This is a genomic window from Dermatobacter hominis (assembly GCF_020715685.1).
Classification (GTDB): domain Bacteria; phylum Actinomycetota; class Acidimicrobiia; order Acidimicrobiales; family Microtrichaceae; genus Dermatobacter; species Dermatobacter hominis.
Genome location: NZ_CP085840.1, coordinates 3,608,154 through 3,634,133, shown reverse-complemented (window position 1 = coordinate 3,634,133; position 25,980 = coordinate 3,608,154). Strand labels below are relative to the sequence as shown.

Sequence of the window (25,980 nt, the reverse complement as noted above, 5' to 3'; positions counted from 1 at the left end):
CCGGATGCGGGAGACTGGCGCTCCCATGGCCGTGCCGAACATCCTCACCGACACCACGCCCGCCCTCGACGACCGCGACGGATCGCTCGTGCACTCGGTCATCACCGACGCCTGGGGCCTCCACTTCGCGCAGGGAGGGGTCGTCATGGCGGCGGGCCTGCGAGCCATGGCGGCGGTGCTCGGCCGGGAGGACCTGGGTCTGGCGAGCGCCAGCGCCACGTTCTGCCGCCCGGTCGCCTGCGGCCCGGTCACGACCCACGTCGACGTGCTGCGGAGCGGTCGCCGGGGCGCCCAGGTCCTCGGCTCGCTCCGCGACGCCACCGCACCCGAGGGCGAGGTCAGCGTGGCGATGACCGCCGTGTTCACCGACCCGGCCATTCCCGGGCCGCAGCTGGCACCGGTGCCACGGCCACCCGAGCTCAGCGACGCGCCGACGACCGACGGCGAGTCGATCGGCAACGCCTTCCCGCTCGGGTTCCTGGACAACACGGCGTGGCACGTCGCCACCGGCTCGGCCGAGCCGGCCAGCAGCGCACCGATCCCCCGCCTCGCGCTGTGGTTCCGGTTCAACGACCCCCCGGCCCCGGCGGGCGTCGCATGGCACCCGGCCCTGCTGCCGATCCCCGGCGACGCGCTCGGGTCCGCGCTGGTCGTGGCGCTCGGCGGCGGCGACAGCCCCGTCGGCAGCGTGTCGCTCCAGATCGACATCCAGTTCCTGGCGCCGACGACCGGCACCTGGATCGGGATCGACTCGACGTGCACGCACGTCGGCAACGGGCTCGCGACCGGCGTGGTCCACCTCTGGAGCGAGGCCGGCGCCCACGTCGCCACCGCGACCCAGACCGCGATGCTCCGGGGGCTCGGCGCCTCGGGGACGAGGTCGACGAGCGACGACCGGCCATAGGGGTCGCGCCGGCTGATCCGGCTCAGGTCTCGCCGGCGACGACGACCCGGCGGTGGTCGGCCGGGTCGAGGTGCGGCGTCCCGACGGGCCAGGCCTGCGAGAGCAGGCCGCGACGGATCGCCGGGCCCGAACCCTGCAGCGCGGCGCACAGCGACGCGTAGCGGAGCCGGTCGACGTTCGACCAGCGGAAGTCGAAGCGCCGACGGACGATGTCGGGCATGCAGCCGAAGACCATGAGCCGCAGGACGTCGGAGGTCAGGTCGGCGACCACGCCGTCGAGCAGCGACAACGCGCCGGGCAGGCCGGGGGTGCGCGACGGGCCCGGGTTGGTCGACGGGTCGAGGACCCAGCTGACCGCCGGCGTGAGCTCCAGCTCGTGCGCGCAGATGTGCTCGAAGCGCTCCCGGAAGTCGTCGCGCGTCGCCGGCACGGCGCGGTCGCTGACGCCGTAGCGCCGGTACCAGGTGACGGTCTCCGCGTAGAGCTGCTCCTGCTGGGCGCGCGACGGGCGACCCGGGAAGTAGAGCTCCCACGCCCGGAAGAACTCCCACGTGAAGGTCGCGTGCGCCCACCAGAAGATCTCGGGATCGAGCGCGTGGTACCGGGCCCCGTGGTGGTCGGTGCCCTTGATCTCGGGGTGGAAGTCGCGGATCGTCCGGCCGTTGCGGTCGGCCTCGTCGCCCTCGGAGAAGATCGATCGCCAGATGTACGGGATGGACCGGAAGATGCGGTCGTAGGGGTCGTCGAAGAAGTTCGAGTGGTCGGTGACGCCCGCCCCGAGCCCCGGCAGCATCAGCTGCATGATCCCGGCCGCGGAGCCGGTCATGAGGCCTCGCGGGTCGCCGGCGATCATCCACAGGAGCGACCCGGGTCCGAGCGGTGCGCCCTGGGCGCGCGGGCGTGACTCGGTCGTCGTCACGTGGCGACCTCCCTCGGTGCGGTCGGGATGTCGATGCCGTCGAGCACGGCACGGACGTGGGTGCGGATCTGGTCGCGGGTGACGGTGGCGTCGGTCGTCGCGACCAGCACGGCGAAGCCGAACAGCGACGAGAGCACCGACCCGGCGGCGTCCTCGTCCAGCCCGAACGAGCACAGGACGCCGATCACGTGCCGGTCGTCGACGACCCTGCCGCGCCGGTGGAGCGCGAGGCGGATCTCCACGACGGCCAGGAACTCGGCGGCCCCCGGCCCGACCAGCTCCTCGAGGAAGCTCGTGCAGGCCTCGAGCAGGTCCCGGCCCTGCGCGATCGTCACCGCTCCCATGTCGGCCAGGCGACGATCGAAGTCGTCCATGTAGTGGGCGGTGGCGGCGACGAGGAGGTCGTCGACGGTCGGGAAGTGGTAGCTGACGCGCGCCAGCGGCACGCCGGCCCGTTCGGCCACGGCCCGGTACGTCAGGCCGCCGACGCCGGCGTCGACGATGACGGACGAGGCCGCCGCGAGGATTGCGCGGCGGCTCGCCTCGCCCCGCTCCCGACGTCCGTCGACCATCCGCTCCGACACAACCTGAACATCCTTCCAGGTTGTTTTCGGGATCGCCAGCGGCGTCGTGGGTGCCGGCGCGGCTCAGCCCTCGGCGATGGCGAGCCGGTAGCCGTAGTCGGCCTCCGACCGCTCGAGGAGGTGGCCGTGACGTCGATGCCACGTCCCGTCCTCGAGGTCCTTCGCCAGTGCGGCGGCGCCGCGGGCGACGACGTCGTCGGGCAGCAGCGCCAGGATCGACATGGACCGCTGCACGTCCGGATCCAGGTACGCCTCGGGTCGTCGCCAGTACGCCGCGGCGACGCCGTCGGAGCAGTCGGCCGGGATCCACATCGTCTCGACGTCGACGAGGCGCAGGTGCCGGCCGATCTCGTCCGGTGTCGGCGCACCCGTCTCCAGGTCCGCGGTGAGCACCTCGGGGAAGTAGTCGACGAGCCAGAAGGAGTGCGACACGAGGGGCTCGTAGACCACGAGCACCTGCCGTCCCGACACCCGGCGCAGCTCGGCGAGCCCCGCCGCCCGGTCCGTCCAGTGGTGGACGGTCAGGATCGCGAGCGCGGCGTCGAAGCGGCCGTCGGCGAACGGCAGGTCCTCCGCGACGCCCTGCACGACCGGGTTGCCGTTCCGCCGCTGGGCGATCATCGTCGACGACGGCTCCACCCCGACGACCTGCCGGTCGACCGGCTCGTAGTTGCCGGAACCGGCGCCGACGTTCAGCACCGTCCGGGCGTCACCGAGCGCCCTGGCGATCTGCGCCACCCACCGTGGCTCCGGGACCCGCTTGGTCGCGTACCCGACGCCGATCCGGTCGTAGGTGGGCTCGGCCATGGGCCGAGCGTAGGGGTCGGCCCCGGCCGGCGGCGGCGACGCCGGCGCGACGTCGGAGAGGTGCGGCGACCGACCGATGAGATCGGCCGGCCCGAGCCGTCGGCACTGGGACGAAGGAGGCGACCATGCCCGATGCACCGACCGACGACGGGACCATGGCGGCGATCCCGCCGGTCGTGGACGAGGCGACCTGGCGCGCCGCGCTCGACGACCTCCGGACCCGCGAGAAGGCGGCGACCCGCGAGCTCGACGCCATCGCCGCGCAGCGCCGCCGCCTGCCCATGGTGGCGCTGCCCGAGTACACCCTCGAGGGACCCGACGGCGAGGTCTCGCTGGCCGACGTCTTCGACGGCGCCCGCCAGCTGATCGTGTACCACCACATGTGGTCGCCCGGGGCGACGTGGCAGTGCGGCGGCTGCACCGGCTTCACGAGCCAGTTCACGCGGCTCGAGTTCCTCGAGCCGTACGACGCACGCTTCGTGATCGTCACCCAGGGGCCGATCGACGAGGCGCTCGCCTACAAGGCCCGCGTCGGCAACCGGATGGACTGGTACTCGACGGCGAACAGCCCCTTCGGCTCCGACATGGGCGCGCCGCCGGGCGGCGGCTTCCAGGTCAACGTGTTCCTGCGCGCCGGCGACACCGTGTACCGCACGTACAACACCCAGGGTCGCGGGACCGAGCAGCTCAGCCAATCCTTCCCGCTGATCGACCTGCTCCCCTACGGGCGTCAGGAGGAGTGGCAGGACTCGCCCGACGGCTGGCCGCAGTCGCCGACCTACTCCCGCTGGGCCCCGCCCGAGGCCTTCGCCCGGTACGCGGACGGCTGATCGCCCCCGCTCCGCCTAGGGGATCACCCCGTCGGCCATGAGGGCCGAGATCCGGTCCCAGTCGAGCCCGAGCTCCAGCAGCACCTCCTCGGTGTGCTGGCCGAGCTCGGGCTCGGACCCGACGACGCCGTCGGCCGCGCCGACGTCGGCCGGCGCCGCGATCGCGGTCCGTTCCCCCTCCATCGGCCGGAACACCCCGGCGGCCTGCAGGATGGGATCCGCCGCCACCTCGTCGAAGTCCTGAACGGGGTCCCACCACACGTCGTGCTCGTCGAAGACCGCGGCCCACTCGTCGAGCGACCGCGTCGCGAACTCCTCGTCGAGGATCGCGATCAGCTCGTCGCGGTGGGTGATGAGGCCGAGGAAGTCGCCGAACCGCTCGTCCCCGAGCAGGTCCTCGCGACCGACCGCCGCGGCCACGTTCGGCCAGTGCCGGGTCGCCTCGAGCCCCAGCAGGTAGAACCACCGCCCGTCGCCGGAGCGGTAGCACGCGAGCATCGGGTTGTAGAGCGCCCGCCGGAGCCCCGCCTGCGGGCGCTCGCCGTTGACGTGGGCGGCCAGGTCGGAGCTGATGACGTACGCGCCGGTGCGCACCAGCGACGTCTCGACGAGCCGCCCCCTGCCGGTGCGCTCACGGTCGAACAGCGCCGCGGTGATCGCCGCCACGAGGGCGAGGCCGGTCGTGTGGTCGCCCATCGCGGGCCGGGGCACCGGTGGCGCGACGTCCCGTCCGACGAGCGCTCCGGCGAGCCCGGCCCGGGCCCAGAACGCGCCCATGTCGTAGCCAGCCCGGCCCGCGGCCGGTCCGTCGGACCCGTAGCCGGTGAGCAGGCCGTAGACCAGGCGAGGGTTGCGGTCGAGGAGCGTGGCGTGGTCCATCCCGAGGCGCTGCAGCCCGCCGGGGCGGATGTTCGTGACGAACACATCGGCGCGGTCGACGAGCTGCAGCATGAGCTCGCGGCCCTGGTCGGTCGCGAGGTCGAGCGCCACGCTCCGCTTCCCACGGTTGTCCTGCGAGAAGTACGAGTTCTGCGTGTTGCCCCGCTGGGTGTCGCCGGTGAGGGGCTCGACCTTGATCACCTCGGCGCCCCACTCGCCGAGCACGGCTGCGGCCGACGGGGCGGCGAGCGCGACCGCGAGCTCGAGCACCCGGACGCCGTCGAGCGGACCTGCCATGGTCGCCACCCCCGTCACCCGACCGGCTGGTAGGTCCAGCCGGGCAGGAGCTCGAGGTCCGAGCAGAGCTTCGGGGCGAAGATCCACTTGCCGAGGAACCGGTCGGCGCCGGGGTCCGTCGCCAGCCAGGCCACGACCCGGCCGGTCGCCTCGGCCGGCTCGCTGCCGAAGCCGGCCGCGTACTCGTCGTCGGGCTTGGCGGCCCGACGGGCCTCGGTGACGACGTTGCCCGGGTCGACGTTGAACGCCCGGATGCCGGCCGACCGGTGCTCGGCGTTGATGCCCCCGGCCACCCGGCCGAAGGCGGCCTTCGAGCCGGAGTAGAGGATGCCCCAGCCGCCCTCCCCCGGCGGCGCCGGCGGGTCGTGGCGGGCCGAACCGGACACCATGTCGATGATCGTGCCCCGCCCCTGCGCCAGCATGTGCGGCAGCACGGCCTGGATGAGCAGGATCTGGTGGACGACGTTGCCGGTGAACATGTCGTGCATCGACCGCTCCGTCAGATCGGCGATGCGGTCCATCGTGCCGACGCCCTTGTGGATGGCGTTGTTGAACAGCACGTCGATGCGACCCCACCGCTCCACCACGGTCGCCGGGACCGCCAGCACGGCGTCGCGGTCGAGCAGGTCCATCGGCACGATGAGCGCCCGTCGACCTCGGTCCTCGATCTCCTCGGCCGTCCGTTCCAGGCTGCCGGGCACCGGCACGGACCGCTCCTCCCGGACGGTGTTCGACTCGGCGGTGCCGGTCCCCTCCCGCACGGTCCGGGCGCTGATGGCCACGTCGAAGCCCGCCTCGGCCAGGGCCAGCGCGCCGGCGCGGCCGATCCCCCTGCTGGCGCCGGTGACGATCGCGACGGGTGCGTCGGACATCGGACTCCTCCCGATCGGAGCGCTCGCGATCCCCCCTGGAGCGGAGCGACCCTTCGTCTACCAGCTGTCCTGCCGGCCTGCTCGGCGGCGCGATCTGCGCCCGGCTCGGGCCGGGGGTCAGCCGCCGAGGTGGCGGGCGAGGTTCACGAGCGACGACGTCAGCCCCTCCGCGTGGTCGACCGCCGAGATCCCGTCGGGCACGTCGGCGGCGACGATCTCGACCAGCGACCCGCCGACGGCCGGCGACACGGAGAAGGTCATCGTCATCGTGCCGGCGAACGCCGGGTCGTCGGACGGGAAGTCGACGGCCTGCACCACGCGCTCGCCCTCGACCAGCTCGACGAACCGGACGTCGACGACGTCGGAGTCGGCGGTCGCCTTGCCCGCCCCGGTCGAGGCGTCGAGGTAGGTGAGCACCAACCGGTAGGACCCGCCCGGTCGGGCGTCGAAGCGCTCGAACCGGCCGACCATCCCGGTCGGCGGCAGCCACTCGAGCAACGCCGCCTCGTCGACGAGGGCGGCGTAGACCACCGCCGCCGGCACGTGCACCAGCAGCGCGGCCCGATCGGTTCGCGGCATCGCGTGAGCATACGAGGAGGCCCGATCCAGGACCCGGCGCCGCCGCCCGACCGGGGGAGCAGCCGCAGGGACCGAGCCGGGCTCTGACCGCGACAGGACCGGGTAGGGGCTGCGGGTGCGCAGCGCATCGGCACCCTTCCGCTCACGGCTCTGGTTCATCCCGGTCCTGTGCGTGCTGGCCGGACTGGTGCTGTCCTCCGTCACCATCTGGGTCGATCGGCGGTTCGACTACGAGCTGGTGTCCCAGTCCCTGACGGGCGGCCCCGACGCCGCGCTGCAGATCCTGTCCACGATCGCCGCGTCGATGATCTCGCTCGCGGCCCTGGTGCTGACGATCACGATGGTGGTCGTCCAGCTGGCCATGGGGCAGTTCTCCCCGCGCATCGTGCAGGGGATCCTGCAGGACAAGCCGAGCCAGTTCGCGATCGGGCTCTTCGTCGCGACCTTCGTGCACGCCATGCTCACGCTGCGGGAGATCGGGTCCGGCGGGAGCGACGTGGTGCCGGGTCTGGCGATCGTCGTCAGCTACGTCCTCGTGCTCTTGAGCGTGGCGGTGCTCGTCCTCTACGTCGACCACACCGGTCGAGCGCTCCGGGTGTCGGCCTTGATCGAGCTGGTCGGCACTGACGTGCGCCGCCTGCTCGACACGACGTACCCGCCGAACGCCGACGGTCCGGAGGTGGACCGGCCCGGCGTGGTGCCGGCCGACCGGTCGGGCGTGATCTGCACCGTCGACGTCGAGCGCATCGTCGAGCTCGCCTCGAACGCCGACGCGAAGGTGACGATGCCGCCCGGCCTGGGGCAGTTCGTCCCGTCGGGGGCGCCGCTGTTCGAGGTCGACGGCGACGGGGTCGACACCGACGAGCTCCGCCGGGCGGTCCGCCTCGGCCTCGAGCGCACGCTCGAACAGGACGTCTCCTACGGCTTCCGCCTCCTGGTCGACATCGCGGAGCGGTCGGTGTCCGAGTCGCCCTTCCAGGACCCGACGACGGCGGTCCAGGCGATCGACCGCCTGCACGACGCCCTCCGCCAGCTCGCCACGAGGGAGATGCCCGACGGCGAGTTCCGGGACGGCGAGGGGGCCGTCCGGTTCGAGATGCCGACGATGGACTGGGACGCGTACGTCCGACTGGCGTTCGAGGAGATCATCCTGGCCGGCTCCGGCTCGCCCCAGGTCGAGCGACGCCTGGTCGCGGCCCTCGTCGACCTGAAGGTGATCGCGCCGCCGGCCCGCCAGGAGATCCTCGACCACACCCTCCAGCGGCTCCGCGATCGGGTGGGCGAGCGCGACGCCGAGGAACCCGACGTCGACCTGCGCCCCGACCCGCACGGGATCGGCCCGAACGCCGGTCGCAACGCGCCCGCCTGACCCCGTTCTGGTTGTCGTCCTGCCGGCCCTGGCCGGCAGGACGACAGCCAGAACGCAGGCCACGGGACCGGGCCCGCACGCGACGACGCCCGGGTATCCGCAGTGGTACCCGGGCGTCCTCGTGTGATGTAGCGCTGTTCAGATCGCACGAACGCCCTTCAGCGTTTCACGGCCCGACAGATCGGAGCGCGCCCGTCACCAGCGGTGCGGCTGGGACCGCAGCCGACGCAGCGTCGCGACGGCGATCACCGTCGCGACGAGGCCGACGAGCAGGAACCCCGGCGCGGTCAGGTGCTCGAGCTGCTCGATGCGCGCCGCGATCCGCCGCTCCTCGGCCGAGTGGTGCCCCGGGGGGCACGGTCCCAGCACCGGCACCTCGACCGGCGCGACGGTCGACGGGGGGCCGATCCCCGCACGGCCGCCGCCCGGCGGGATCGTCGGAGGTGCGGTGGGCGCGGACGGCGTCGTGACGATCGAGGTGCCCACCACGCAGCGCTCGGACCCGTCCCGGTCCGGGCGATCCGACATCCAGATCGACGGCCCCTGGCTGAGCAGCACGGAGGTCGCGGCGACGGTGAGCGCCCCGGCCACGATCGCGGCGGCGGAGCGGTGCCGGAGCACCTCGACGTGCGCCGTCGCCGGAAGGGCACGGCGCATCCGTGCGGCGGCGGCGAGCGCGCCGCGCCCGAGCAGGAGCGCTGCGGCCCAGACCACCGCCGCACCCACCCACGGAGGGACGAGGTCCGACGCGACGGCCATCGTCGCGAGCACGCCGACGACGACGGTGCCCACCGGGACGGCCCACACCGACCAGATCGCGACCTCCCTCGATCGGGTTCCCAGCCGGTCTGCGACCGTGAGGTCCCCGGCCCGGACCGCCGCGATGAGGTGCTCCACCCCGTCGACACGGCGCCCCGACAGCCGGGCGGCCTCCGCGAGCATCGCCAGGGCCGAGGCGTCGAGCGGATCGAGCCGCACGGCGCGCTCGAGCAGCTCGGTCGCGCGCCGCCGGTGGGCCCTCCGGGTGGCGCGGCTCGAGCTCGACTCCCCTGCCGACCGCAGGTATACGTGAGCAGCGGCCCGCAGCACCTCGGGATCGTCGCCCCGGCGTCCGAGGAGCTCCTCCGCCTCGCGCCGGGCCTCGGCGAGGGATCCCAGGGAGACCATCGTGAAGAGGATCCGGGGGCCGGCACGCTCGCCCTCGGGATCGACCTCGATCAGCTGCGCGAGCAGACGGCGCCGATCCTCGAACAGCGGGTTCGTCGGTCCTGCTCTGAGCCCGACGAAGAGCGCGTTCGAGAGCACGCTCGCCTCCTGCGGGGCTCTGCCGAGAGCGTCGATGATCGCCTCCGTGGCGCCCGCGTCGTCGCCGCACATCGACCGGGCCGCCGCCAGGAACGTCAGGCAGTGGACGTCGCCGGGTTCGCTCTCGAGCACCCGCCGGTACCGCCCTGCTGCGTCCGCCCACCGTCCGGCGTCGAAGAGGAGGTCGGCCTCGCTGGACGCAGCGCGCGGGAGGCGACCGGCGGGATCGTCGCTCACCAGCGACCCCTCGCCCGGAGGTAGGCGACGAGCGGCTCGAACATGGCCGGGTCGGAGGTGTAGCGGGCGGCCGAACGGGCGGTGCCGAGCCAGTCGATCGTCGAGGGTCGGACCTCGGCCAGCGCCGCGTCGACGTGCTCCTGGTCGACCGGCACGACGCGACCGGCGCGCCGGGACGCGGCCAGCGCCCCGCGCAGGGCCGTGGTGGTGAGGTGGGCGAGGTCGGCGCCGGAGTACAGGTCCGTCCGGTCCGCGACGGTCGACACCTCGAGCGTCGGCGCGAGCGGCTTGCCCTCCAGCCCCGCCGCCAGGATGGCGAACCGCGCCGCACGGTCGGGCGGGAGGACGCACACCGTGCGATCGAAGCGGCCCGGTCGACGCAGGGCCGGGTCGATGTCCCAGGGCTGGTTCGTGGCGCCGACGACGAACAGCCCGTCGTTGGCGGCCTCGACCCCGTCCAGCTCGGTGAGCAGCTGCGTCACCACGGTCCGGATGCCGGTGTTGGAGGTCTTCGATCGTCGGACGCCGAGCCCGTCGATCTCGTCCACGAAGACGACGCACGGCGTGCCGGTCGTCCGGACGTGGCCGCGTGCCGTCGCGAACAGCTCGTGGAGGTTCCTCTCCGAGTTGCCCAGCCAAATGTCGAGCACGTCGGACATGCCGATCGCGATGAACCCGGCACCGAACCGGCCGGCGAGCGCGCGGGCCAGGAACGTCTTGCCGCACCCGGGCGGCCCCCAGAGCAGCAGCCCGCCGCCCACCGAGAGCCCGAAGGCCTCGCGCAGCTCCGGCGACTCCATCGGGACGAGCACCGTCTCCTCCAGGTGCCGCTTGACGTCCTCGAGCCCGGCCACGTCGTCCAGCGTGACCGTGGGCCGCTCGACCTCGAAGGCACCGGGCGGCCCTCCATCGACGTGCACCCCGATCCGCTCGTCGGCCGGGGTGTCGACCAGCACGACGGGCGCCACCGGGGGCGACTCCTCCTCGGACCGCTCGAACTGCTCCTCACCGCCCTCGATCGACTCCCGCCGCCGTCGGTACACGGCAGCGAGGTCGTTCTGGCCGACGTCGTCCGCCGCGTTCGCCGCGTACGTGAGCGCATCGAGGTGGCCGGGGTCGGCCGCCAGGAGCGCCTGGCAGTGCTCGAGCGCCCGGCGCGCCCGTCCCGCCTGGAGGAGCTGTTCGACCAGGTGCAGGCGCAGCGTCACGTCGCCGCCCGCCTCGAGCGCACGCTCGAGCGCGTCGAACACGTTGTCGGACATGCGGCGCTCCCTCCTCGGTCACTGGGACGTCGAGGGCAACGTCGCGCCGTGCCGGACCGGCAGGCACCCCGAATCGTGCCAATCGGGGGCGGCGCCGACCCGGTCGATCGACGCCGTCGATGGCACGAACTGAGGATGCTCCGACCTGATGGCCTTCGTACCGTCGCTCCAGGACCGACGAGGAGCAGCGCCATGGGATGGGATCGAACCGGAGTGCGGCGCGCGTGTGCGCTGGCGGTCGTCGCCGTCGGCGCCGTCGGCGGGACGGCGTGCGGTTCGGACGAACCGACCGAGGCCGATCCCACCGCGACGACCGCGGCCACGGCCACGACGGAGACCACCATCCGCCGCACCACCAGCACCACGACGACCACCACGACGGCCACCACGGCGGTGCCGGCGGGGCCCCGGACGAAGCGAGCGCTCGCGCTCAACCCGGGGGACTGCGTCGTGAGCGTCCCGGACGGCGAGTTCGAGACCGTGCAGGTCGACGACTGCTCGCTCCCCCACGCCGCCGAGTTCGTCGGTCGGTCGCTCGCGCCGTCCGACCCGCAGACGGCCTGCACGAACCTGTTCGCCAACTACACCGGCACCCCGCTCGAGGGCAGCGGGTACGCCGTCTTCTGGATCGAGTCGGCGAGCGACGACCCCATGTCGTCCTCCCAGGTCGTCTGCCTCGCCGAACCGGCCGCCGGGGGCACCGCGACGGGCTCGCTCAAGAAGGCCGGATGACGCGTCGCCCGGCGCGGGTGATCGCCGCCGGGAGCGCCCTCCTCGTCGGCATCGTGCTCCCCGCCTGCGGGACGGACGACGGCGGTCGCACCGCCGGCCCGTCGACCACGGGTCCTCCGGCGGTGCCCGCTGGGATCTTCCGCGGATCGCTGCGCACCGGAGAGCCCATCACCGTGGCGATCGACGGCACCGGTCGCGTCCTGGTCGCCTGGCCGTCCCTGCGCTGCCGCGACGAGCCGCCCGACGAGGTGGTCGCCAACGAGGTCGATCCGGCCGATGCGGGCGGCGCGCTGCACGGCGCGTCGTTCGAGGCGACGGGCGCGGCGCGCCGGGAGCTGCCCGACGGCGACGCCCGGACCGTGGAGGCCGAGGTCGTCGGCGACGCGACCGGCACCGACGCGCTCGCCGGGACCGTGCAGGTCCGGCGCGCCGACCTGAACGGCCAGGCGGAGGCGCTCGGCGACGTCGGCGGCCCCGCCCGGTGCAGCAGCGGCGATCAGCCGTGGACCGCGGCGAGGGTGCCCGGCGGCGATCCCAGCTCGCTCTTCGCGTTCCGCGACGCCGCGGAGGGCGACCTGCGGTCGTTCGAGGCGATGGTGGCCGGGGGCGGCGACCCTGCCGTGATGCACCCGGTGCGGGGGACGTCGCTCGTCGAGAACATCTCGGAGCCCTGCATCACCCGCAGCACCGGGAGCGACCTCGGGTGGCGGTCGGGAGCCGATGGCGACGCTCCGCCCTTCCCCGCCGAGGGGGCGGAGGCGACGATCCGGGCGCTCGTCGCCCGAGGCGTCCCCCTGCCGGCGTGCCATCCGGCGAACGGCGGGTGAACGACGGCGACGGCCTCCGATCAGGCGCCCGCGCTGCGCTGCTGGAGCCGGGCCCTCGCTCCTTCGATGAGCTCGACCCACGAGTCGCCGCCGGGGATCCCCCCGTTCTTCGGGGCGAGCGACGCGAACCGCTCGCCCTCCGAGGTCCGGTAGCCGATCGTGAGGGCCTTGAACATGCCCTTCACCTCGACCTTGGTGATCGCGCCGAGCGGGATCACGAGGCTGCCGTCGTTGGCCAGCGCACCCTCGTCCAGGTGGCCGGTCGACGACGACATCGTCCCGACGATCGGACTGACGAACCCGCTCGCCAACGCCTTGCCGATGGTGAGGTCGTTCGAACCGGTCGACAGGAAGACCACCCGCTCGTCGGTCACGACCAGCCGGCCGAGCTTGGCCGAGAACACGGTCTGCTTCCGCTTCGGAGCGTCCCACTTCAGGAGCTTCTCGCAGTCGGCGAGCACCTCTTCGGCCATGGTCATCCCTCCTGGACCGTGATCCCACGTCGATCGGCACGGTACGGGCCCCACCCCGGGGCGTGGATCCCCGATCCGTGCCATCCGCGCCTCACGGGAGCGCCGCCGCGGACCAGAAGTCGGTCAGGGTCGCCGTGTCGGTCCCGATGAGGTGTCCGAGCAGCGCCGGTTCCGCCGAGTTGGTCCAGTAGATGTGGGCCGGGTAGCGGGTGTCCTCGCTCCGGGTGACGCTGTAGAAGGAGCCCTGCGGGACGCCGCCGCTGTTCCACTGGCCCGATTCGACGACGACGTCGCCCGGGTTCGCCTCGGCGATCGCGCCGAGCACGGCATCGGCCCCGCCGGCATCGGCGACCTCTCGGAACTCGGCCTGGATCTCGGGGGATCCCTCGCCCATCGACGTGCTCCAGCAGTCGTAGGAGGTGACGGCACCGTCCTCGAGCAGCATCGAGATGTTCGGCCAGCACCCGATGAACTCGTCCAGCCCGAACGTCGACCCGAACGCCTCCTCCGCGTCACGCAGGCTGGCGCCGCCCACGGCATCGATCAGCGTCCACTCGGCGGCGTCGTAGTCCGGGCTGATCACCTCGACGATGTAGCCGCTGCCCTCCTCGGTCGCGACCATCCGGTAGACGACGTCGCCGTCCTCGTCGCTGTCCTGGAAGGCGAGCAGCGTGCCGGCCGTCGTCGACGAGACGGCGTTGCCGTCCGAGATGTAGGGGTCGTCGGCGAAGACGGTGGCGTCGGACGGGATCGAGCGCCGGTACCGGTCGAGGTCGCGGTCGAGGTCGGTCGTCGACGCGTGCTTGCCGAACGCTGCCGAGACCTGCACGCCGGGCATCTCGATCGGCCCGGCGTCGCCGCACTTCGCCGTCGGCGGGCTCTCCGTGAACGTGCAGTCGTCCGAGGTCGTCAGACCGAAGTGCGCCTTCAGGAGCGCGAGGTCCTGACCGCCCGGATCGCCCCCTCCCCCACCGTCGCCGGTGTCGTCCCCGCCCGTCGACGACAGGACCGCGATGCCGATCCCCGCCCCGACGAGGACCACGAGGATGACCGCCACCAGGGCGAGCACCTTCCCCTTCCCGGTCGACCCCCCGCCGCCGCCGTCGCCCGAGCCCGCCGGCACCACCGGGCCCGTGGCGGGACCGAGCGGCGCTCCTGCCTCGGACGACGGGACCGGGCCGGCGGGCGCCACGGTGCCACCGGAGGCGACCACGTCGAGGACGGTGCCGTCGGGGCCGATGATCGGGATGCCCGCAGCCGGCGGCGCCACCCGGTGGTCGCCGCCGGGCTGGAGCGCCGGCGCGACGACCGCTGGCGCGACGACCGGTGGCGCGACCGGCGTGGGCGCGACGGGAGCGACGGGCGCGGTCGGGTCGGGATCGATCACCCAGGCCGGCGACGACCCGGTCCCCGCGCCGCCGACCACCTCGATCGGTGCGGATGCGGCCGTGAACTCGGCCGTCTCCGCGGGCACCGGGTCCGCTCCCTCCGGTACCGGCTCCGGGAGCGGGTCGGCCTCGGTGGCCGCGGCCGGCACGGCCCCGCGGGCGACGACGCCCTTGGGGTCGTCGGCGGACCTGACGGTGACCCGGTCGAACCGGTCGGCGACCATGCGGGCGACGATCGGCATGCGCGACGCGTCACCGCACAGCAGGACCTCGGTGAGCTGGTCCGGCTCGATGTCGGCCGAGCGCACCGTCCGCTCGAACTCGTCGACGCTGCGGGCGAGCGGGGCCTCGATCAGCGACTCGAGCTCCTCACGGGTCACGAGCAGCGAGTGGCCGGTGCCCGGCACCGCGATCGAGCAGCTCGACGACTCGGAGAGGTCCTCCTTCAGGGCCCGGAGGTCACGCCACCAGGTGCGGGCGAGACCTCGCTCGGCCGCGGTCGCGGGCGTGTCGATCGCCTGCCCGGCGGCGGGATCGAGGTCCATCACCTGCGCGATGAGGTGTCGGTGCAGCGCGGCGTCGATCGACTCGCCGCCGAACGGGTCGATGCCGCCCGGCCGACCCGCCATCGACCACGAGCCGTCCTCTCCGCAGGACAGGACCACGGCGTCGAACGTGCCGCCACCGAGGTCGTAGATCGCGACGTGGGACCCCCTGCCACCGGATGCGGCGTCGTGGCCCGCCGCCACCGGCTCGGGCACCAGGGTCACCGCGCCGGGCTCGATGCCGATCTCGGCGGCGGCGTCGAGCAGGACCTGCCGGGCCGGCGAGCCCCAGCGCGCCGGGTGCGTCAGCACCACGTGGTCGGGCGGCGTGCCGCCGGCCTGGCTGGTCGCCTCGGCCACCACGGTCGCCAGGACCTTCGCGACGAGCTCCGTGACGCTGACGCTGTCGCCGCCGACGACGAGCTCCTCGTCCCGGCCGACGTGCCGCTTCGGCGTACGGACGTACCGGCCCGGATCGGCCCCGCCCCGGTTGACGGCGGCGGTCGCGGCGAGCAGCCCTCGATCCGGGTCGACGAAGACCCCCGACGGCATGCGGGTCGTCGACGAGAAGCGGACCAGCGCCACATCCGCGCCGCGGACGATCGCCGCCGCCGTGGTGGTGGTGCCGAAGTCGATCGCCAGCGCCCACCCGGATCCGTCCGTGCTCGGTCCCGTCGTCATCGTCGGTCACCCATCTCGTCGCTCCTTGGTCCACATCGCCACGACTCCCGCCGTGGTCGTCACCCCGTAGGTCTTCCGCAACGCGTCCAGGCGCCGCTGCGCGGTCCGCAGGCTCATGTGGGCCTTCCGGGCGGCCCCACCGACCGACTCGCCGTCGACCAGCGCCGCCAGGAGCCGGTCGGTGTCGCTCGGTCCGTCGGCGTCGCCCGCCGCCGAGAGGACCCGACCGCCCACTCGCTGGACGTCGGCGAGCAGCGTGTCGAGGTCATCGACCGGGACCTCGGCCAGGAGCGCGGCGCCGCCGCCCCGCAGGACCGCCATGGCGGCCGTCACCGGGTCCGCGGTGCACACCAACGTGCCCCTCAGGTGCCATGGCTCGTCCGGGCAGGACGATTCGACCACGGACCAGCCGGACGCCTCCGCGGCGTGCCGCCAGGACCCCACGTCGGGATCGCGCACCAGCAGCGGCCCCTCCTGGGGCGACGGGAACGTCATCGGAGACGGGCGACCGCGCCCGCACGGGTCGACACGCCGAGCTTCGACTTGGCGCTCTTGATGTGGGACTCCGTGGTCGAGTCGGCGATGCCCAGGCGCCGGGAGATCATCGGCGTGGTGCATCCGGCGGCGACGAGCTCGAGGATCTGCCGTTCACGGCCCGTGAGGACCCCGTCGCCCCGGACGGACTGGGCGCCGGCCCGAGCCGCCCACCGGAGGAGCCCGGCCTCGGTCGCGATCTCGGCGGCCCGCTCCTTGGCACCGGCAGCCCCCGAGTGGAGCAGGCACCGCACCACCCCTCGGACGGCGACGTCACGCCACTGGTCCGCGACCTCGACCACCGCCCGTTCGTCGCCGGCCGCGAGCGCCGCCGCCTCGGCCTCGAGGAGCGGGAACGCTGCGAGGCCGACCGCGGGGACGCCCCAACGGGCTGAGGCGGTCACCGCCACGGGGCCCGAGAGCAGCGACGTCACGGGATCGGCAGGCGGGACGCCGGCGATCGCCGACGAGACGGTGGCCCGCTCCAGGTCGTCCACGGCGAGCGACGCCTCCGCCGAGATCGCGGCCCACAGCTCCGAGGGGCTCGGCGAGCGCTCGTCGACCGCCCCGATCGGATCGCGGTCGACGGTGCCGAGGTGGAGCAGCGCACGCGCTCGGTCCCGCGCCTGCGCCGACAGGAGCCCCCCGAGGAGGCGCGTGACCTCGTCGATGGCATCGGCGTCGCCGCAGAGCAGGTAGCGACACCACGCCGATTCGATCTGCGCCACGGACCCCCAGTTGGAGAAGCCGTCGTCGTGCGCGAGCTGGGCGACCGTCGTGGCCATCCGGACGGCAGCGTCGCCATCGCCGGAGCGGAGCAGCGACCGGGCGGCCTGCAGGCCGACGTGGAACCGCTCCGGCGGCTCGAGCGCCGTGAGGTCGATCCCGTCGGGGGATGCCAGGAGACCGCCGGAGCCCAGCGCACACGCGACGGACGCCGCAGCCTCCTCGGGCGTGCCGGTGCACGACGTGAGGACCTGCTCCTGCGGGACGGCGCCGGCACCGGACCACGCGGCCTCGACGAGCAGGCGTCGCCACACCGAGGTCCCGGGTCGCGCCGCGGCGAGCCCGGCTCCGACCGCCTCGCGCGCCGGTGCGACGGCTCCGGCGAAGCGGTGCACCCGCGCCGTCAGCAGCGCCTGCGCGGGTTCGGCGAGATCGAGCCTCGGGACCCACCTGGTGGCCGACGCCAGGTCGCCGGCGAGCAGCAGGGCGCCCACGGCGTCGACGATCGTCGCCGGCTCCGGTTCCACGGTGGCCGCGAAGTCGAGGTGGGCCGCCCGCTCCTCGACGGTCGTCGAGCGCCCGGCCGCGTCGATCGCGAGCGCAGCCGCCTCGCTCGGACGGCCGGCGGCGGCGAGGTGCCGGGCGGCCTCCGCACGATCGGGGAGGCGCTCGGCGAGGAGCTCGTGGACCCGACGTCGCTCCTGGAGCGGCACCCGCTCGAGGGCGGCTCGGGCCAACGCCGAGACGGCCACCAACCGGCCCGCCCCGTCGATCGACGCGGCGCCGCAGGCCACGAGTCCGTCCACCCCGGGGCCGAGCAGCTCCGGCGCGGCTGGTCGCGCCAGCACCGCGGCGACGACGAGGGCGGTCCGCACCGCGACGTCCATCGACTGCAGGACCGAACCCGAGCGCTCGTCGTGCCGACGGAGCGCGGCGGCCACGAGCCACGCCGGGATGCCCGCCGACGAGCGGATCACCTCGTCGACCTCCGACTCGGACATCGCCGGAGCGAGACCGACGACGAGCTCGCGGGCGTCGGCCCCGTCGAGCGGCGCGACGTCGACGGGGCGCGGAGCGAGCACGCCCCAGCGGTCCAGGGCGGCGGCCACGGCGTCGCTGTTCGGGTGGCCGGACGTCGCCGTCATGACGATGGTCGTGCGAGCGGCCAGTCGACCGAGCACGGCGATCGTCGCAGGGTGCGCGAGGTGGACGTCCTCGGCCACGAGCACCCGGGAACCGAGGAGCTGCGCCGCCCAGGCCGCCACCTCGTCCTGCTCGACCGCGGGCGCCGATGCCCCGAGCGCGGACTCGAGGACGAGGTAGGGGCGGAACGAGAGGGAGGCGAGCGCGTGGCCGACCGCCGGCCGGCTGCGCTCGGTCGCCGCGGCGGCGATCGACGACCGACCGATGCCCGGCGGCCCCCACAGCACCACCGAGGCGCCCACCTGCAGCGCCTCCTCGACGGCGGCCAGCTCGCGTGTGCGACCGATCACCCGGGTGGCCACTTGATCCCCTCACCCGCCGCGGGTCGGCAGCACGACGTCGGCCGCGCCGACCCCCCCGACGATGTCCCGCTCCACATGTGGGGGCGCGCACCTCGCGCGTCCGGTCCTGTCGACCACACCGTCAGGTCCTCCCAGCTCAGCGGCCGGACGGTACGACGGGCCGCTGAACGCCCGCTGAACGGATGGCGGCCCGGCGGCGCCGGACCGGTTGGCACGATGTGGGGACGCCCGCCCGCCCTGCCCGTTCTTACGCTCGACGAGACCCGATCGGGTCCAGGAGAGAAGGAGCGGCAGATGAGCGATCTCGATGCCTACAGCGACCCGGACATGGACGGCACCGCCGAGGCGGACTGCGATGCAGGAGCAGCGGACGGCTGCTGCGAACCGACGACCGCACCGATGGCGGTGAGCGACTTCGACACCGACGGTGACGGGCTCGTCGACCAGTCGGCGATCGACACGACCGGCGACGGCGTCGCCGACACGTGGAACATCGACACGAACCGCGACATGGTCGCCGACCAGATCGCGGTCGACACGGACGGCGACGGTCGGGCCGACGTGTGGAACCTCGATGCGAACCAGGACGGCATCGCCGAATCGACCCAGCAGGACCTCGACCGCGACGGCGTACCCGACCCGACCGGCGCCTGGTCCGCCCCTGCGCCGGCGAGCGACCCGTTCGCACCGGCACCCGGGACGGCCCCGGCGCCCGACGACGGCGGCGGCTTCTCGAGCGGTGACGACACGCTCGACTCGATCCTCGAGCGGGCCGAGCGCACGACCGACCCCGAGGAGAAGCAGCGCCTCCTCGACTTCGCCGAGACCTACTCGCAGACCAAGGCCGACATGGCCCGGGTCTGGACCATCTGATCACCGCTGGACGACAGGAGCGACGACGTGGACACGAACCTCGATACGAACGGTGACGGCATCGCCGACCAGGTGGCCGTCGACCAGGATTGCGACGGCTCGACCGACCTGTGGCGGATCGACTCGAACGCCGACGGGATCGCCGACGAGTACGCGATGGACGCCAACCGTGACGGCGCCGCCGACACCTGGGCGCTGGACAAGAACCAGGACGGCATCACCGACGGTGCGGCCGCCGACACCGACCTCGACGGGACCATCGACCGGATCGCGTACGACGCGAACCAGGACGGCCTCGTCGAGTCGGGGCAGCTCGACCAGGACCTCGACGGCGTGTACGACACCGTCGTGGTGGACGCGAACCAGGACGGCGTCGCCGATGCCGGGTCGTGGTCGACCCTCCCCGGCCAGTCGGGGACGTCCCCGACGCCGACGCCGGGCGTCGTGTTCCACGACCCGTACAACCCCACGGCGCCACCGTCGTCGTCCGCCGTCGTGTTCGAGAACCCGTACAGCCCGAGCGACGACGTCGACCGGGACTACGACTTCGACGGCCGGCCGGACAGCAGCGACCCGTTCCCGTACGAGGACCAGCGGGCCGATCGCGACTTCGACGGACGGCCGGACGTCTACGACCGGGATCCGAACGCGGACGACATCCACGACCGGGACTTCGACGGTCGGGCCGACGGCTACGACCGGGACCCGAACGCGGACGACATCCACGACCGGGACTTCGACGGTCGGGCCGACGGCTACGACCGGGACCCGTACGCCGACCAGCTGAACGACAGCGACGTCGACGGCCGCTCCGACGGGTACGACGCCGACCGCTTCGACCCGGACGAGCGCTGAGCTCGGCTTCCGCGACCACAGCGGTGCACGGTGGCGCCGGCTCCGGCCGGCGCCACCGGCGCGTCCGGGGGGCGCCGCGGCCTCAGCCCAGGAGGTCCAGGTCGATGAAGTCGGGATCGGGGTCGATCACGGGCACCGCCCACGCGCTGACCGTCGGCTCGAGCCCGACGCCGGACCCGTCCCACCCCTCGAGGGCCGGGCCGGCCGCGGCACCGGCATCGTCGTCGACCGGCACGAGCGCCGCGAGCACGAGGTGGGTGGTCTCCTCGAACGACGACCCGCCGGCGTCGACGGCGGAGCGGAGCTCGCCGCCGTCGGACCACCCGTCGTCCGGTGCGGCCGTCGTGGGGTCGTCGCCGTCCGGGACCTCGCCGGACGGTCCCGGCACCGACGCGAGCGCTCCGTCGTCGCGCCCATCCGGCTCGAGCGCAGACTCCGGCACGCCCTCGGAGCCGTCGTCACCCCACGCCGGGTCGTCGACCGCGAGCGGGGCATCCGCCAGGTGCGGGTCGGGACCCTCGGGCACGAACGCGGACGAGTCGAACGGATCGGGATCGCCGTCGTCCGGGTTCAGCGGATCGCGGAGGGGATCTGCCGAGTCGGCGGCGGTGACGAAGTCCGGCTGGTGCGGCAGGTGGTCGCCCGTCTCGTCAGACATCGATCCCCTCCTGCACCAGCCGGTCCAGGTAGTTGTCGCACGTGCGCAGCAGCGCGTCGACCCCGTCGACCCGGGCCTGCGCCTCCTGGACGGCCGACTGCCGTTCCGCTGCGTCCCGCTGCACCTGCGCGTTCAGCGCGGCGATCGAGGACCGCAGCTCCGACTGGCGGCTGCGGATCCACTCGCGGACGGCGCGCAGCGCCAGCGTCTTGGAGCTCGCGATCCGCTGCTCGACCACCGTCTGGAGGTCGACCTTGGCCTCGGCCAGCCGCGTCTGGAGCCACTGGTTCCGCTCGTTCTGCTTCGACTGGCGTCGGGCGAACATGACGGCCGTCGCGGCCGCAGCGACCCCGAGGCCCAGTCCCGGCACGAACGACAGGCCCGCCGTCGTGACGGCGCCGAACGCACCGCCGAGCCCGGTGAAGTTGGCGATCATGAAGCCGCTCGACACCGTCATGATCAGCGGCATCGTCTGCGCCGGCTGCAACCGGCCCTCCGCGACGAGGTCCCGACCCTCCCGCAGGCGCACCACCTCGTCGGAGCCCAACGCCTTCTCCATCGCGGCGGCGAACGCGGGGCTCTCGATCGCGTCCCCGATGATGTCGCGGATCTGGCGGTCGGTCCCCTCGACGATCCGGGCGCTCGCAGCGCCCGCCTCCGTCGACAGGCGACCGTTCACCGTCGACGTGAGCTCCTCGGCGCTCACGTCCTTGCGCTTCACCAACGGCTCGCCGAGCGCCTGGATCTCGCGCATCACGCGGTCGAGGTGGTTGATCTCTGCTCCCCGCAGGGTGTTGAGGCTGAGCTCGAGGTCGGTCCGCCACGTGTCCTCGATCGAGGCGAGCCGATCGAGCTCGTGCTGCTCCGACTGGAGCTGCCGGCGGGCGTCGTCGGAGGGGTCGTCGAGCATCCGCACGCGCTCGGTCGCCCGCTCGAGCAGGAGCTCACCGTTCAGGCGGATCTGCTTGACCGTGTTGGCGGCAACCAGCTCGTCCAGGTGACCGGCCACCGCGCCGACCAGGTGGTCCGCCACCGCGTCGATCCCCGACCGCTCGCGTAGCGTCCGGCGCGCCTCGACCGGGAGCGACGGATCGACGGACCGCTCGGCGAGCGGAGCGGCGACCGGGAACCACGGTGCATCGGCGAACGCCGGCGCGCGCTCGGCGATCCTGGCGAGGTCGTCCGCCAGCACGTCGCGCCACCCCGGGTTCTGGTCGACCTTCGTGAGGACGAACGCCACGCGGGCGATCGCACCCGTGGCCTGGGCGAGGAACTCGAGCTCGGGCTCCGACAGCGGTCGGGAGCCGTCGGCGCAGAAGAGCAGCGAGGTGGCGCCCGTGAGCGCCGCGAGGGTGGCGCGGTCGTGGCTGCCGTCGAACCCGCCGACCCCCGGCGTGTCGATCAGCGTCACGCGCTCGAGGATCGGCGCGTCCACGGTGACCTCGACGGGGCGGGGCACCTTCGGCGCTCGGGGGTTGGCCGCGAGCCCCTCGACGGAGGTCCAGGCCGCGAGCTCGTCGATCGGGACGATCTCGGCGTCATCCCGGCCCTCGGGGAACACGGCGGCGCCCGGGGCGCCGTGTCGGATCGCGATGTAGGTCGCAGTGGCGATCGCGTAGTCGACCGGCGAGAGCCCGGGGTGCTGGACCAGCGCGTTCACGAGCGACGACTTGCCGTTCTTCGGCTCGCCGACGACCACGACCGCGGCCACCGCGCTCGCGACCGGGCCCGGCACCTCGGCGAGCGTGACCCCGAGGCCCTCGGCGAGCTCGGCCGCGCTCTGCTGCAGCTTCCCGACGTTGGCCTTGAGGTTGTCGATGTTGCGCGCGTCGGCGCTCCGGCCGGTCACCCGCCGCTCCTCGTCGGACCGGTGGGACCGGTCGGTTCGTGGTGGAAGACGATGACCTCGGGGAGGCGAACCGTGCCGCCGAGCTCGTCGGCGTAGCCGAGCCGTTCGGTGGCCGCCACCGTGCCATGACGACCCGGGTCCGCGGTCAGCTCCCGATCGACGGCCCGGTGCACCTCAGGATCGAACGGTCCGCCGGTCGGGTCGACCGCCGTCCACCCGGCCGCGTCGAGCGCCGCACCGATCCGGTCGGAGATCGCGCGGTTGTCGGTCCGGTCCCGGACGTCGGCGAGGGCGTCGGCCAGCACCGCGGTCCGGCGCCGGGCATCGGCGACCGCCGCGTCCGCTGCCGCCGGCGACGACCCGGCGTGGTCCGGGGTGCCCGACGGCGCCGGGCCTGCGGTGAGCAGGCGGACGACGTAGCCGACGGCGAGGCCGACGAGGAGTGCGAGGAGCAGTCCGACCCCCACGACCGGGACGGCGACGCCGTCGGACGCATCGACCGCCCGATCGTCGGTCCCGGTGGCGGGCACCTCCGGCACGGTCGTCGTCGGCGTCCGCTCGGCCCCCGGCTCGGTCGTGGCCGGCCGCTGCGGTTGCGCGCTCGGACCGGGCTCACCGGCCGGCACCACCGGTGTGGGCGGCGTGGGTTCGAGGGACGGAGCTCGCACGTCGATCACCGCACCCCTCGGCGCCGGAGCATCAGCGTCCGTCCGACCGTCCGGGCCACCCGCTCCCCCACCGGATCGCCGCAGAGCACCTCGACCTCCCGCCACTGGTCGATGGCCGCGTCGATGTCGGGCACCGATGCCGGCTCGACCAACGTGGCGACGGCGCGGTCGACGACCTCCGGCTGGAGGCGGGCCCGACCCGACCTGAGGTCGTCGAGCGCCGTGGTCTCGTCGAGCACGTGGAGCTCCGGCCGGACGCGGAGCTGCTCGACCACGTCGCGGAGCGGTGCGGCGTCGGGCTCGCCGTACGCGATCGCGTCGGCGCTCGCGAGCATGCGGGCGGCTCGCAGGACGTCGGCGCGCTCCGTGAGCTCGACAAGCGCCCGGTCGAGCTCGGCTCGGCCGGACATCGCGTCCAACGCGTCCGCGAGCTGGGCCGCGCCACGGGCGCCGTCGGCCGCGAACCCGACCGCTCGAGCGGCGCCGGTGTGGCCGAGCACGTCCTGCAGGCGCTGGCGAGCCGCCCGGTCGACGGGGGCGTCGAGGTCCACGAACAGGGACGCATCGGCGAGCAGCAGCTCACGGGTGGTGGTGTCGACCGCCGAGATGGCCACGACCGCGCGGGCGTCGTCCTCGGAGAGGCGGCCGCACGAGACCGCCTCGGCCACGAGCGTCCACAACGGCAGGACGGTGCGGACGGAGCCCTGCAGGCGGTCGGCCAGGCGGCCGGCCAGGTCCTCCGCTGCCGCCCGATCGCCGCCGGCGACGAGGTCGGCCTTGCCCAGGACCCCGATCGCGCCGTCGGAGCGACCCCCGGAGGCGGAGCCGAACGAGGCGAGATCGGTCGCCTCGTCGGTCCGACCGGTGTGGGTCAGCAGGTACAGGACGGCATCGGCGCGCCCGACCGCCGCCGTGCTGACGTCATCGATGCCGAGGTACCGCTCGGTGCGGTCGCCCGCCCCGGACGCCGAAGAGACCCCCGGCGTGTCGACGATCTCGACCGCGCGCAGCCGCCGGTTGGCGAGGTGCACCTCGATGTGGTCGACCTCGGCCACGGGCATGCCGAGCGTCGCAGGGATGCGGCCGTCGTCGTCGAGCCGTCGCACCGAGGTCGTCCCGTCCCGACCGTGGACGACCACGTGCTCGGCCCGTCCGAACCGGAAACGGGCCACGATCTCGGTGCACTCGCCGGCGTCGGTCGGTGCGACCCGCCGGCCGACGACGGCGTTGACCAGGGTCGACTTGCCGGCCGACACCCGGCCGGCGACCGCGACGGTCGGCGGTTCGGCGGCGCGGGCGCACACCTGGTCGAGCCGCTCGACGGACGCGGGAGCGAGGGCCGGGCGCACGGACGCCAGGCCCTCGGCCACCACGGAGGACGCCGAGGTCGTCACCGCTTCGAGGCGACCGCCGAGAAGATCCTGGACGCCGCCAGGACCACCGGCACGATCACCCAGCCGAGCGGGTTGGAGAACGCGTCGCCGAAGGGGCTCCCGCCGTCGTCATCGGCGTCCGCCGAGGCGGCGAACGGGTCGACGCCCGCGTCGGCCGTCGACCCGGCGCCGACCTGCGCCACATCGGGGACCTCCTGGTCCATCGGCTCCCCGTACGGGTCGGCGACGTCGCCGTCGACCGTCGGGTCCGGCTGGTCCGACACGACGAGGGTCCGGTCGGACACCGTCTCGCCGGACTCGTCGACGCTCGGGGAGCTCCAGGCCTCGTCGAGGGCGTCGAGCGGCACCTCGAGCTGGTGGCCGTCGGGATGGCCCGAGTCGGACAGGACGGCCACGCACCGCTCGGTGTCGATCGCCACGATCCGCACGGCGTGGTCGACCCCGTCGGTCTCGTCCGCGTAGCCGGGCCAGTAGTCGCCCGAATCGACCGCCATCACGACGGACCGGCCCTCGTCGAGGTAGCCGGCGAGATCGTCCCAGGTCTGGTCGTGCAGCGTCTCGGAGGGCACGCCCAGGTCGGTGAGCACCTGCGCCAGCCCGTCGATCGTCATGCCGTCGTCGCTGAGCAACCCGAGCTCGGCGGCGTACACCGAGACATCGACCTCGTTGGGGAGCGCGGCGCCGGTGAAGTCCTCGATGATCTGCGTGGCCGCCGACGGGGCGCACGTGTAGCCGGTCGACTGCTGGAACCAGAAGTCGGCGTCGGACACGTCGCCCACGACGTCGTCCGATCCGCCGGAGCCGGCCTCCCACTCGAGGTACGCGTCGGTGGACGTGACCTCGTCGGTGGTCGTGTACAGGTCGGGGTCGGTCTGGATCGGCACCTGCGAGATCACGTCGTCGTCGACCGCGTCGTCGGTCCCGGCGGAGCCGTCGTCGACGGGTGCGTCCACGGGGGCGTCCTCCTGCACCCCGACACCGAACCCGTCGAGGAAGTCGGCGAGGCCGTCGCCGCTCATCTCGACCACCGCGCCGGTGGGGTCGACGAACGCCGCCTCGACGATCGAGCCGTCGGCGTCGTGGACGAGGGTCACCGACGAGCCGTCGGCCGCCACCTCCTGCATCGAGTACCCGCCGGTCGCGGCGTCGATGTGGACCGCCGCGTCGGCCACGCCGTCGGCGTCCAGGTCGGCGATCACCGTGTCGGCGACACCGTCGCCATCCGTGTCCACGACGCCCACGGCGTCCAGGTCTGCGATCTGGTCCTCGAACGACATCTGTGGTCCCCTTCCGGTCGGACGAGTGCTGCGTCCTGCACCGTACGAGCGGCCATGACCACCTGGAATCCTCGGATCGTGCCATGTCGGTGCGCCCGTCACTGCCGCCCGGATGGCACGGATCGGGGATGCGACGGGGAGCGGGCTCATG

24 protein-coding genes are annotated in these 25,980 nt (G+C 73.8%); 7 read left to right on the top strand and 17 right to left on the bottom strand.

The annotated features are described in order from the left end of the window. Positions 1–25 precede the first annotated feature (25 nt). Positions 26–904, top strand: coding sequence for a thioesterase family protein (locus LH044_RS16995; protein WP_227756780.1), 879 nt, complete (start codon positions 26–28; stop codon positions 902–904). A gap of 22 nt (positions 905–926) precedes the next feature. Here LH044_RS16995 and LH044_RS16990 read toward each other — a convergent pair whose 3' ends face one another. From LH044_RS16990 to LH044_RS16980, 3 genes are all read right to left on the bottom strand, one after another. Further along, the gene (locus LH044_RS16990; protein ID WP_227756779.1) at positions 927–1,823 is read right to left on the bottom strand and encodes an oxygenase MpaB family protein; all 897 of its coding nucleotides are present in this window, start codon (positions 1,821–1,823) and stop codon (positions 927–929) included. Continuing rightward, on the bottom strand, positions 1,820–2,407 hold the full coding sequence (locus tag LH044_RS16985) for a TetR/AcrR family transcriptional regulator (RefSeq protein ID WP_227756778.1): 588 nt from the start codon (positions 2,405–2,407) through the stop codon (positions 1,820–1,822). Before LH044_RS16985 ends, LH044_RS16990 begins: the two co-directional genes overlap by 4 nt. Before the next feature lie 63 nt (positions 2,408–2,470). Next, entirely contained in the window at positions 2,471–3,214 is a 744-nt protein-coding gene (locus LH044_RS16980) for a class I SAM-dependent methyltransferase (RefSeq protein WP_227756777.1), read from the bottom strand. 125 nt (positions 3,215–3,339) lie between these two features. On the opposite strand from LH044_RS16980, the gene LH044_RS16975 reads away from it, so the two are divergent. Next, on the top strand, positions 3,340–4,044 hold the full coding sequence (locus tag LH044_RS16975) for a DUF899 domain-containing protein (RefSeq protein WP_227756776.1): 705 nt from the start codon (positions 3,340–3,342) through the stop codon (positions 4,042–4,044). 15 nt (positions 4,045–4,059) lie between these two features. Here LH044_RS16975 and LH044_RS16970 read toward each other — a convergent pair whose 3' ends face one another. From LH044_RS16970 to LH044_RS16960, 3 genes are all read right to left on the bottom strand, one after another. Next, positions 4,060–5,220: a CaiB/BaiF CoA transferase family protein gene (locus tag LH044_RS16970; protein ID WP_227756775.1), complete on the bottom strand. Its 1,161-nt coding sequence runs from the start codon at positions 5,218–5,220 to the stop codon at positions 4,060–4,062. A 14-nt stretch (positions 5,221–5,234) separates the two neighbouring features. Next, positions 5,235–6,092: an SDR family oxidoreductase gene (locus tag LH044_RS16965; RefSeq protein ID WP_227756774.1), complete on the bottom strand. Its 858-nt coding sequence runs from the start codon at positions 6,090–6,092 to the stop codon at positions 5,235–5,237. 117 nt (positions 6,093–6,209) lie between these two features. After that, complete coding sequence (locus tag LH044_RS16960) at positions 6,210–6,671, bottom strand: SRPBCC domain-containing protein (protein WP_227756773.1); 462 nt, start codon at positions 6,669–6,671, stop codon at positions 6,210–6,212. 115 nt (positions 6,672–6,786) lie between these two features. Between LH044_RS16960 and LH044_RS16955 the strand changes: the two genes are divergently transcribed. Further along, positions 6,787–8,040, top strand: coding sequence for a DUF2254 domain-containing protein (locus tag LH044_RS16955; RefSeq protein ID WP_227756772.1), 1,254 nt, complete (start codon positions 6,787–6,789; stop codon positions 8,038–8,040). Positions 8,041–8,235: 195 nt separating this feature from the next. Here LH044_RS16955 and LH044_RS16950 read toward each other — a convergent pair whose 3' ends face one another. Continuing rightward, positions 8,236–9,582, bottom strand: coding sequence for a tetratricopeptide repeat protein (locus tag LH044_RS16950; protein ID WP_227756771.1), 1,347 nt, complete (start codon positions 9,580–9,582; stop codon positions 8,236–8,238). After that, positions 9,579–10,844 carry an ATP-binding protein gene (locus LH044_RS16945; RefSeq protein ID WP_227756770.1) on the bottom strand — a complete coding sequence of 422 codons (1,266 nt, stop codon included), beginning with the start codon at positions 10,842–10,844 and terminating at the stop codon, positions 9,579–9,581. The genes LH044_RS16950 and LH044_RS16945 overlap by 4 nt, the downstream gene beginning before the upstream one ends. 192 nt (positions 10,845–11,036) lie before the next feature. Between LH044_RS16945 and LH044_RS16940 the strand changes: the two genes are divergently transcribed. Together LH044_RS16940 and LH044_RS16935 are read left to right on the top strand one after the other, a co-directional pair. After that, positions 11,037–11,576 (top strand): hypothetical protein, encoded by a 540-nt coding sequence (locus LH044_RS16940; RefSeq protein ID WP_227756769.1) that lies wholly within the window; start codon positions 11,037–11,039, stop codon positions 11,574–11,576. Next, on the top strand, positions 11,573–12,403 hold the full coding sequence (locus LH044_RS16935; RefSeq protein ID WP_227756768.1) for a hypothetical protein: 831 nt from the start codon (positions 11,573–11,575) through the stop codon (positions 12,401–12,403). The genes LH044_RS16940 and LH044_RS16935 overlap by 4 nt, the downstream gene beginning before the upstream one ends. A 20-nt stretch (positions 12,404–12,423) precedes the next feature. On the opposite strand, the gene LH044_RS16930 is transcribed toward LH044_RS16935, so the two are convergent. From LH044_RS16930 to LH044_RS16915, 4 genes are all read right to left on the bottom strand, one after another. After that, positions 12,424–12,882 (bottom strand): hypothetical protein, encoded by a 459-nt coding sequence (locus tag LH044_RS16930; protein ID WP_227756767.1) that lies wholly within the window; start codon positions 12,880–12,882, stop codon positions 12,424–12,426. A gap of 85 nt (positions 12,883–12,967) precedes the next feature. Continuing rightward, positions 12,968–15,490, bottom strand: a complete 2,523-nt coding sequence (locus LH044_RS16925; protein ID WP_227756766.1) for an Hsp70 family protein — start codon at positions 15,488–15,490, stop codon at positions 12,968–12,970. Between the two features lie 6 nt (positions 15,491–15,496). After that, positions 15,497–15,841: a hypothetical protein gene (locus LH044_RS16920; protein ID WP_227756765.1), complete on the bottom strand. Its 345-nt coding sequence runs from the start codon at positions 15,839–15,841 to the stop codon at positions 15,497–15,499. 140 nt (positions 15,842–15,981) lie between these two features. Further along, positions 15,982–18,243 (bottom strand): LuxR C-terminal-related transcriptional regulator, encoded by a 2,262-nt coding sequence (locus LH044_RS16915; RefSeq protein ID WP_227756764.1) that lies wholly within the window; start codon positions 18,241–18,243, stop codon positions 15,982–15,984. Between the two features lie 306 nt (positions 18,244–18,549). Between LH044_RS16915 and LH044_RS16910 the strand changes: the two genes are divergently transcribed. Then, entirely contained in the window at positions 18,550–19,128 is a 579-nt protein-coding gene (locus LH044_RS16910; RefSeq protein WP_227756763.1) for a hypothetical protein, read from the top strand. A gap of 27 nt (positions 19,129–19,155) precedes the next feature. Next, positions 19,156–19,983, top strand: coding sequence for an MSCRAMM family adhesin SdrC (locus LH044_RS16905; RefSeq protein WP_227756762.1), 828 nt, complete (start codon positions 19,156–19,158; stop codon positions 19,981–19,983). Between the two features lie 82 nt (positions 19,984–20,065). Here the strand turns inward: LH044_RS16905 and LH044_RS16900 are convergent, their stop codons facing one another. From LH044_RS16900 to LH044_RS16880, 5 genes are all read right to left on the bottom strand, one after another. After that, on the bottom strand, positions 20,066–20,641 hold the full coding sequence (locus tag LH044_RS16900) for a hypothetical protein (RefSeq protein WP_227756761.1): 576 nt from the start codon (positions 20,639–20,641) through the stop codon (positions 20,066–20,068). Next, positions 20,634–22,490, bottom strand: coding sequence for a dynamin family protein (locus LH044_RS16895; RefSeq protein ID WP_227756760.1), 1,857 nt, complete (start codon positions 22,488–22,490; stop codon positions 20,634–20,636). The genes LH044_RS16900 and LH044_RS16895 overlap by 8 nt, the downstream gene beginning before the upstream one ends. Continuing rightward, entirely contained in the window at positions 22,487–23,020 is a 534-nt protein-coding gene (locus LH044_RS16890; protein ID WP_227756759.1) for a nucleotide exchange factor GrpE, read from the bottom strand. The genes LH044_RS16895 and LH044_RS16890 overlap by 4 nt, the downstream gene beginning before the upstream one ends. Before the next feature lie 143 nt (positions 23,021–23,163). Next, positions 23,164–24,552, bottom strand: coding sequence for a dynamin family protein (locus tag LH044_RS16885; RefSeq protein WP_227756758.1), 1,389 nt, complete (start codon positions 24,550–24,552; stop codon positions 23,164–23,166). After that, positions 24,549–25,829 carry a cysteine peptidase family C39 domain-containing protein gene (locus LH044_RS16880; protein ID WP_227756757.1) on the bottom strand — a complete coding sequence of 427 codons (1,281 nt, stop codon included), beginning with the start codon at positions 25,827–25,829 and terminating at the stop codon, positions 24,549–24,551. The genes LH044_RS16885 and LH044_RS16880 overlap by 4 nt, the downstream gene beginning before the upstream one ends. Positions 25,830–25,980: the final 151 nt, after the last annotated feature.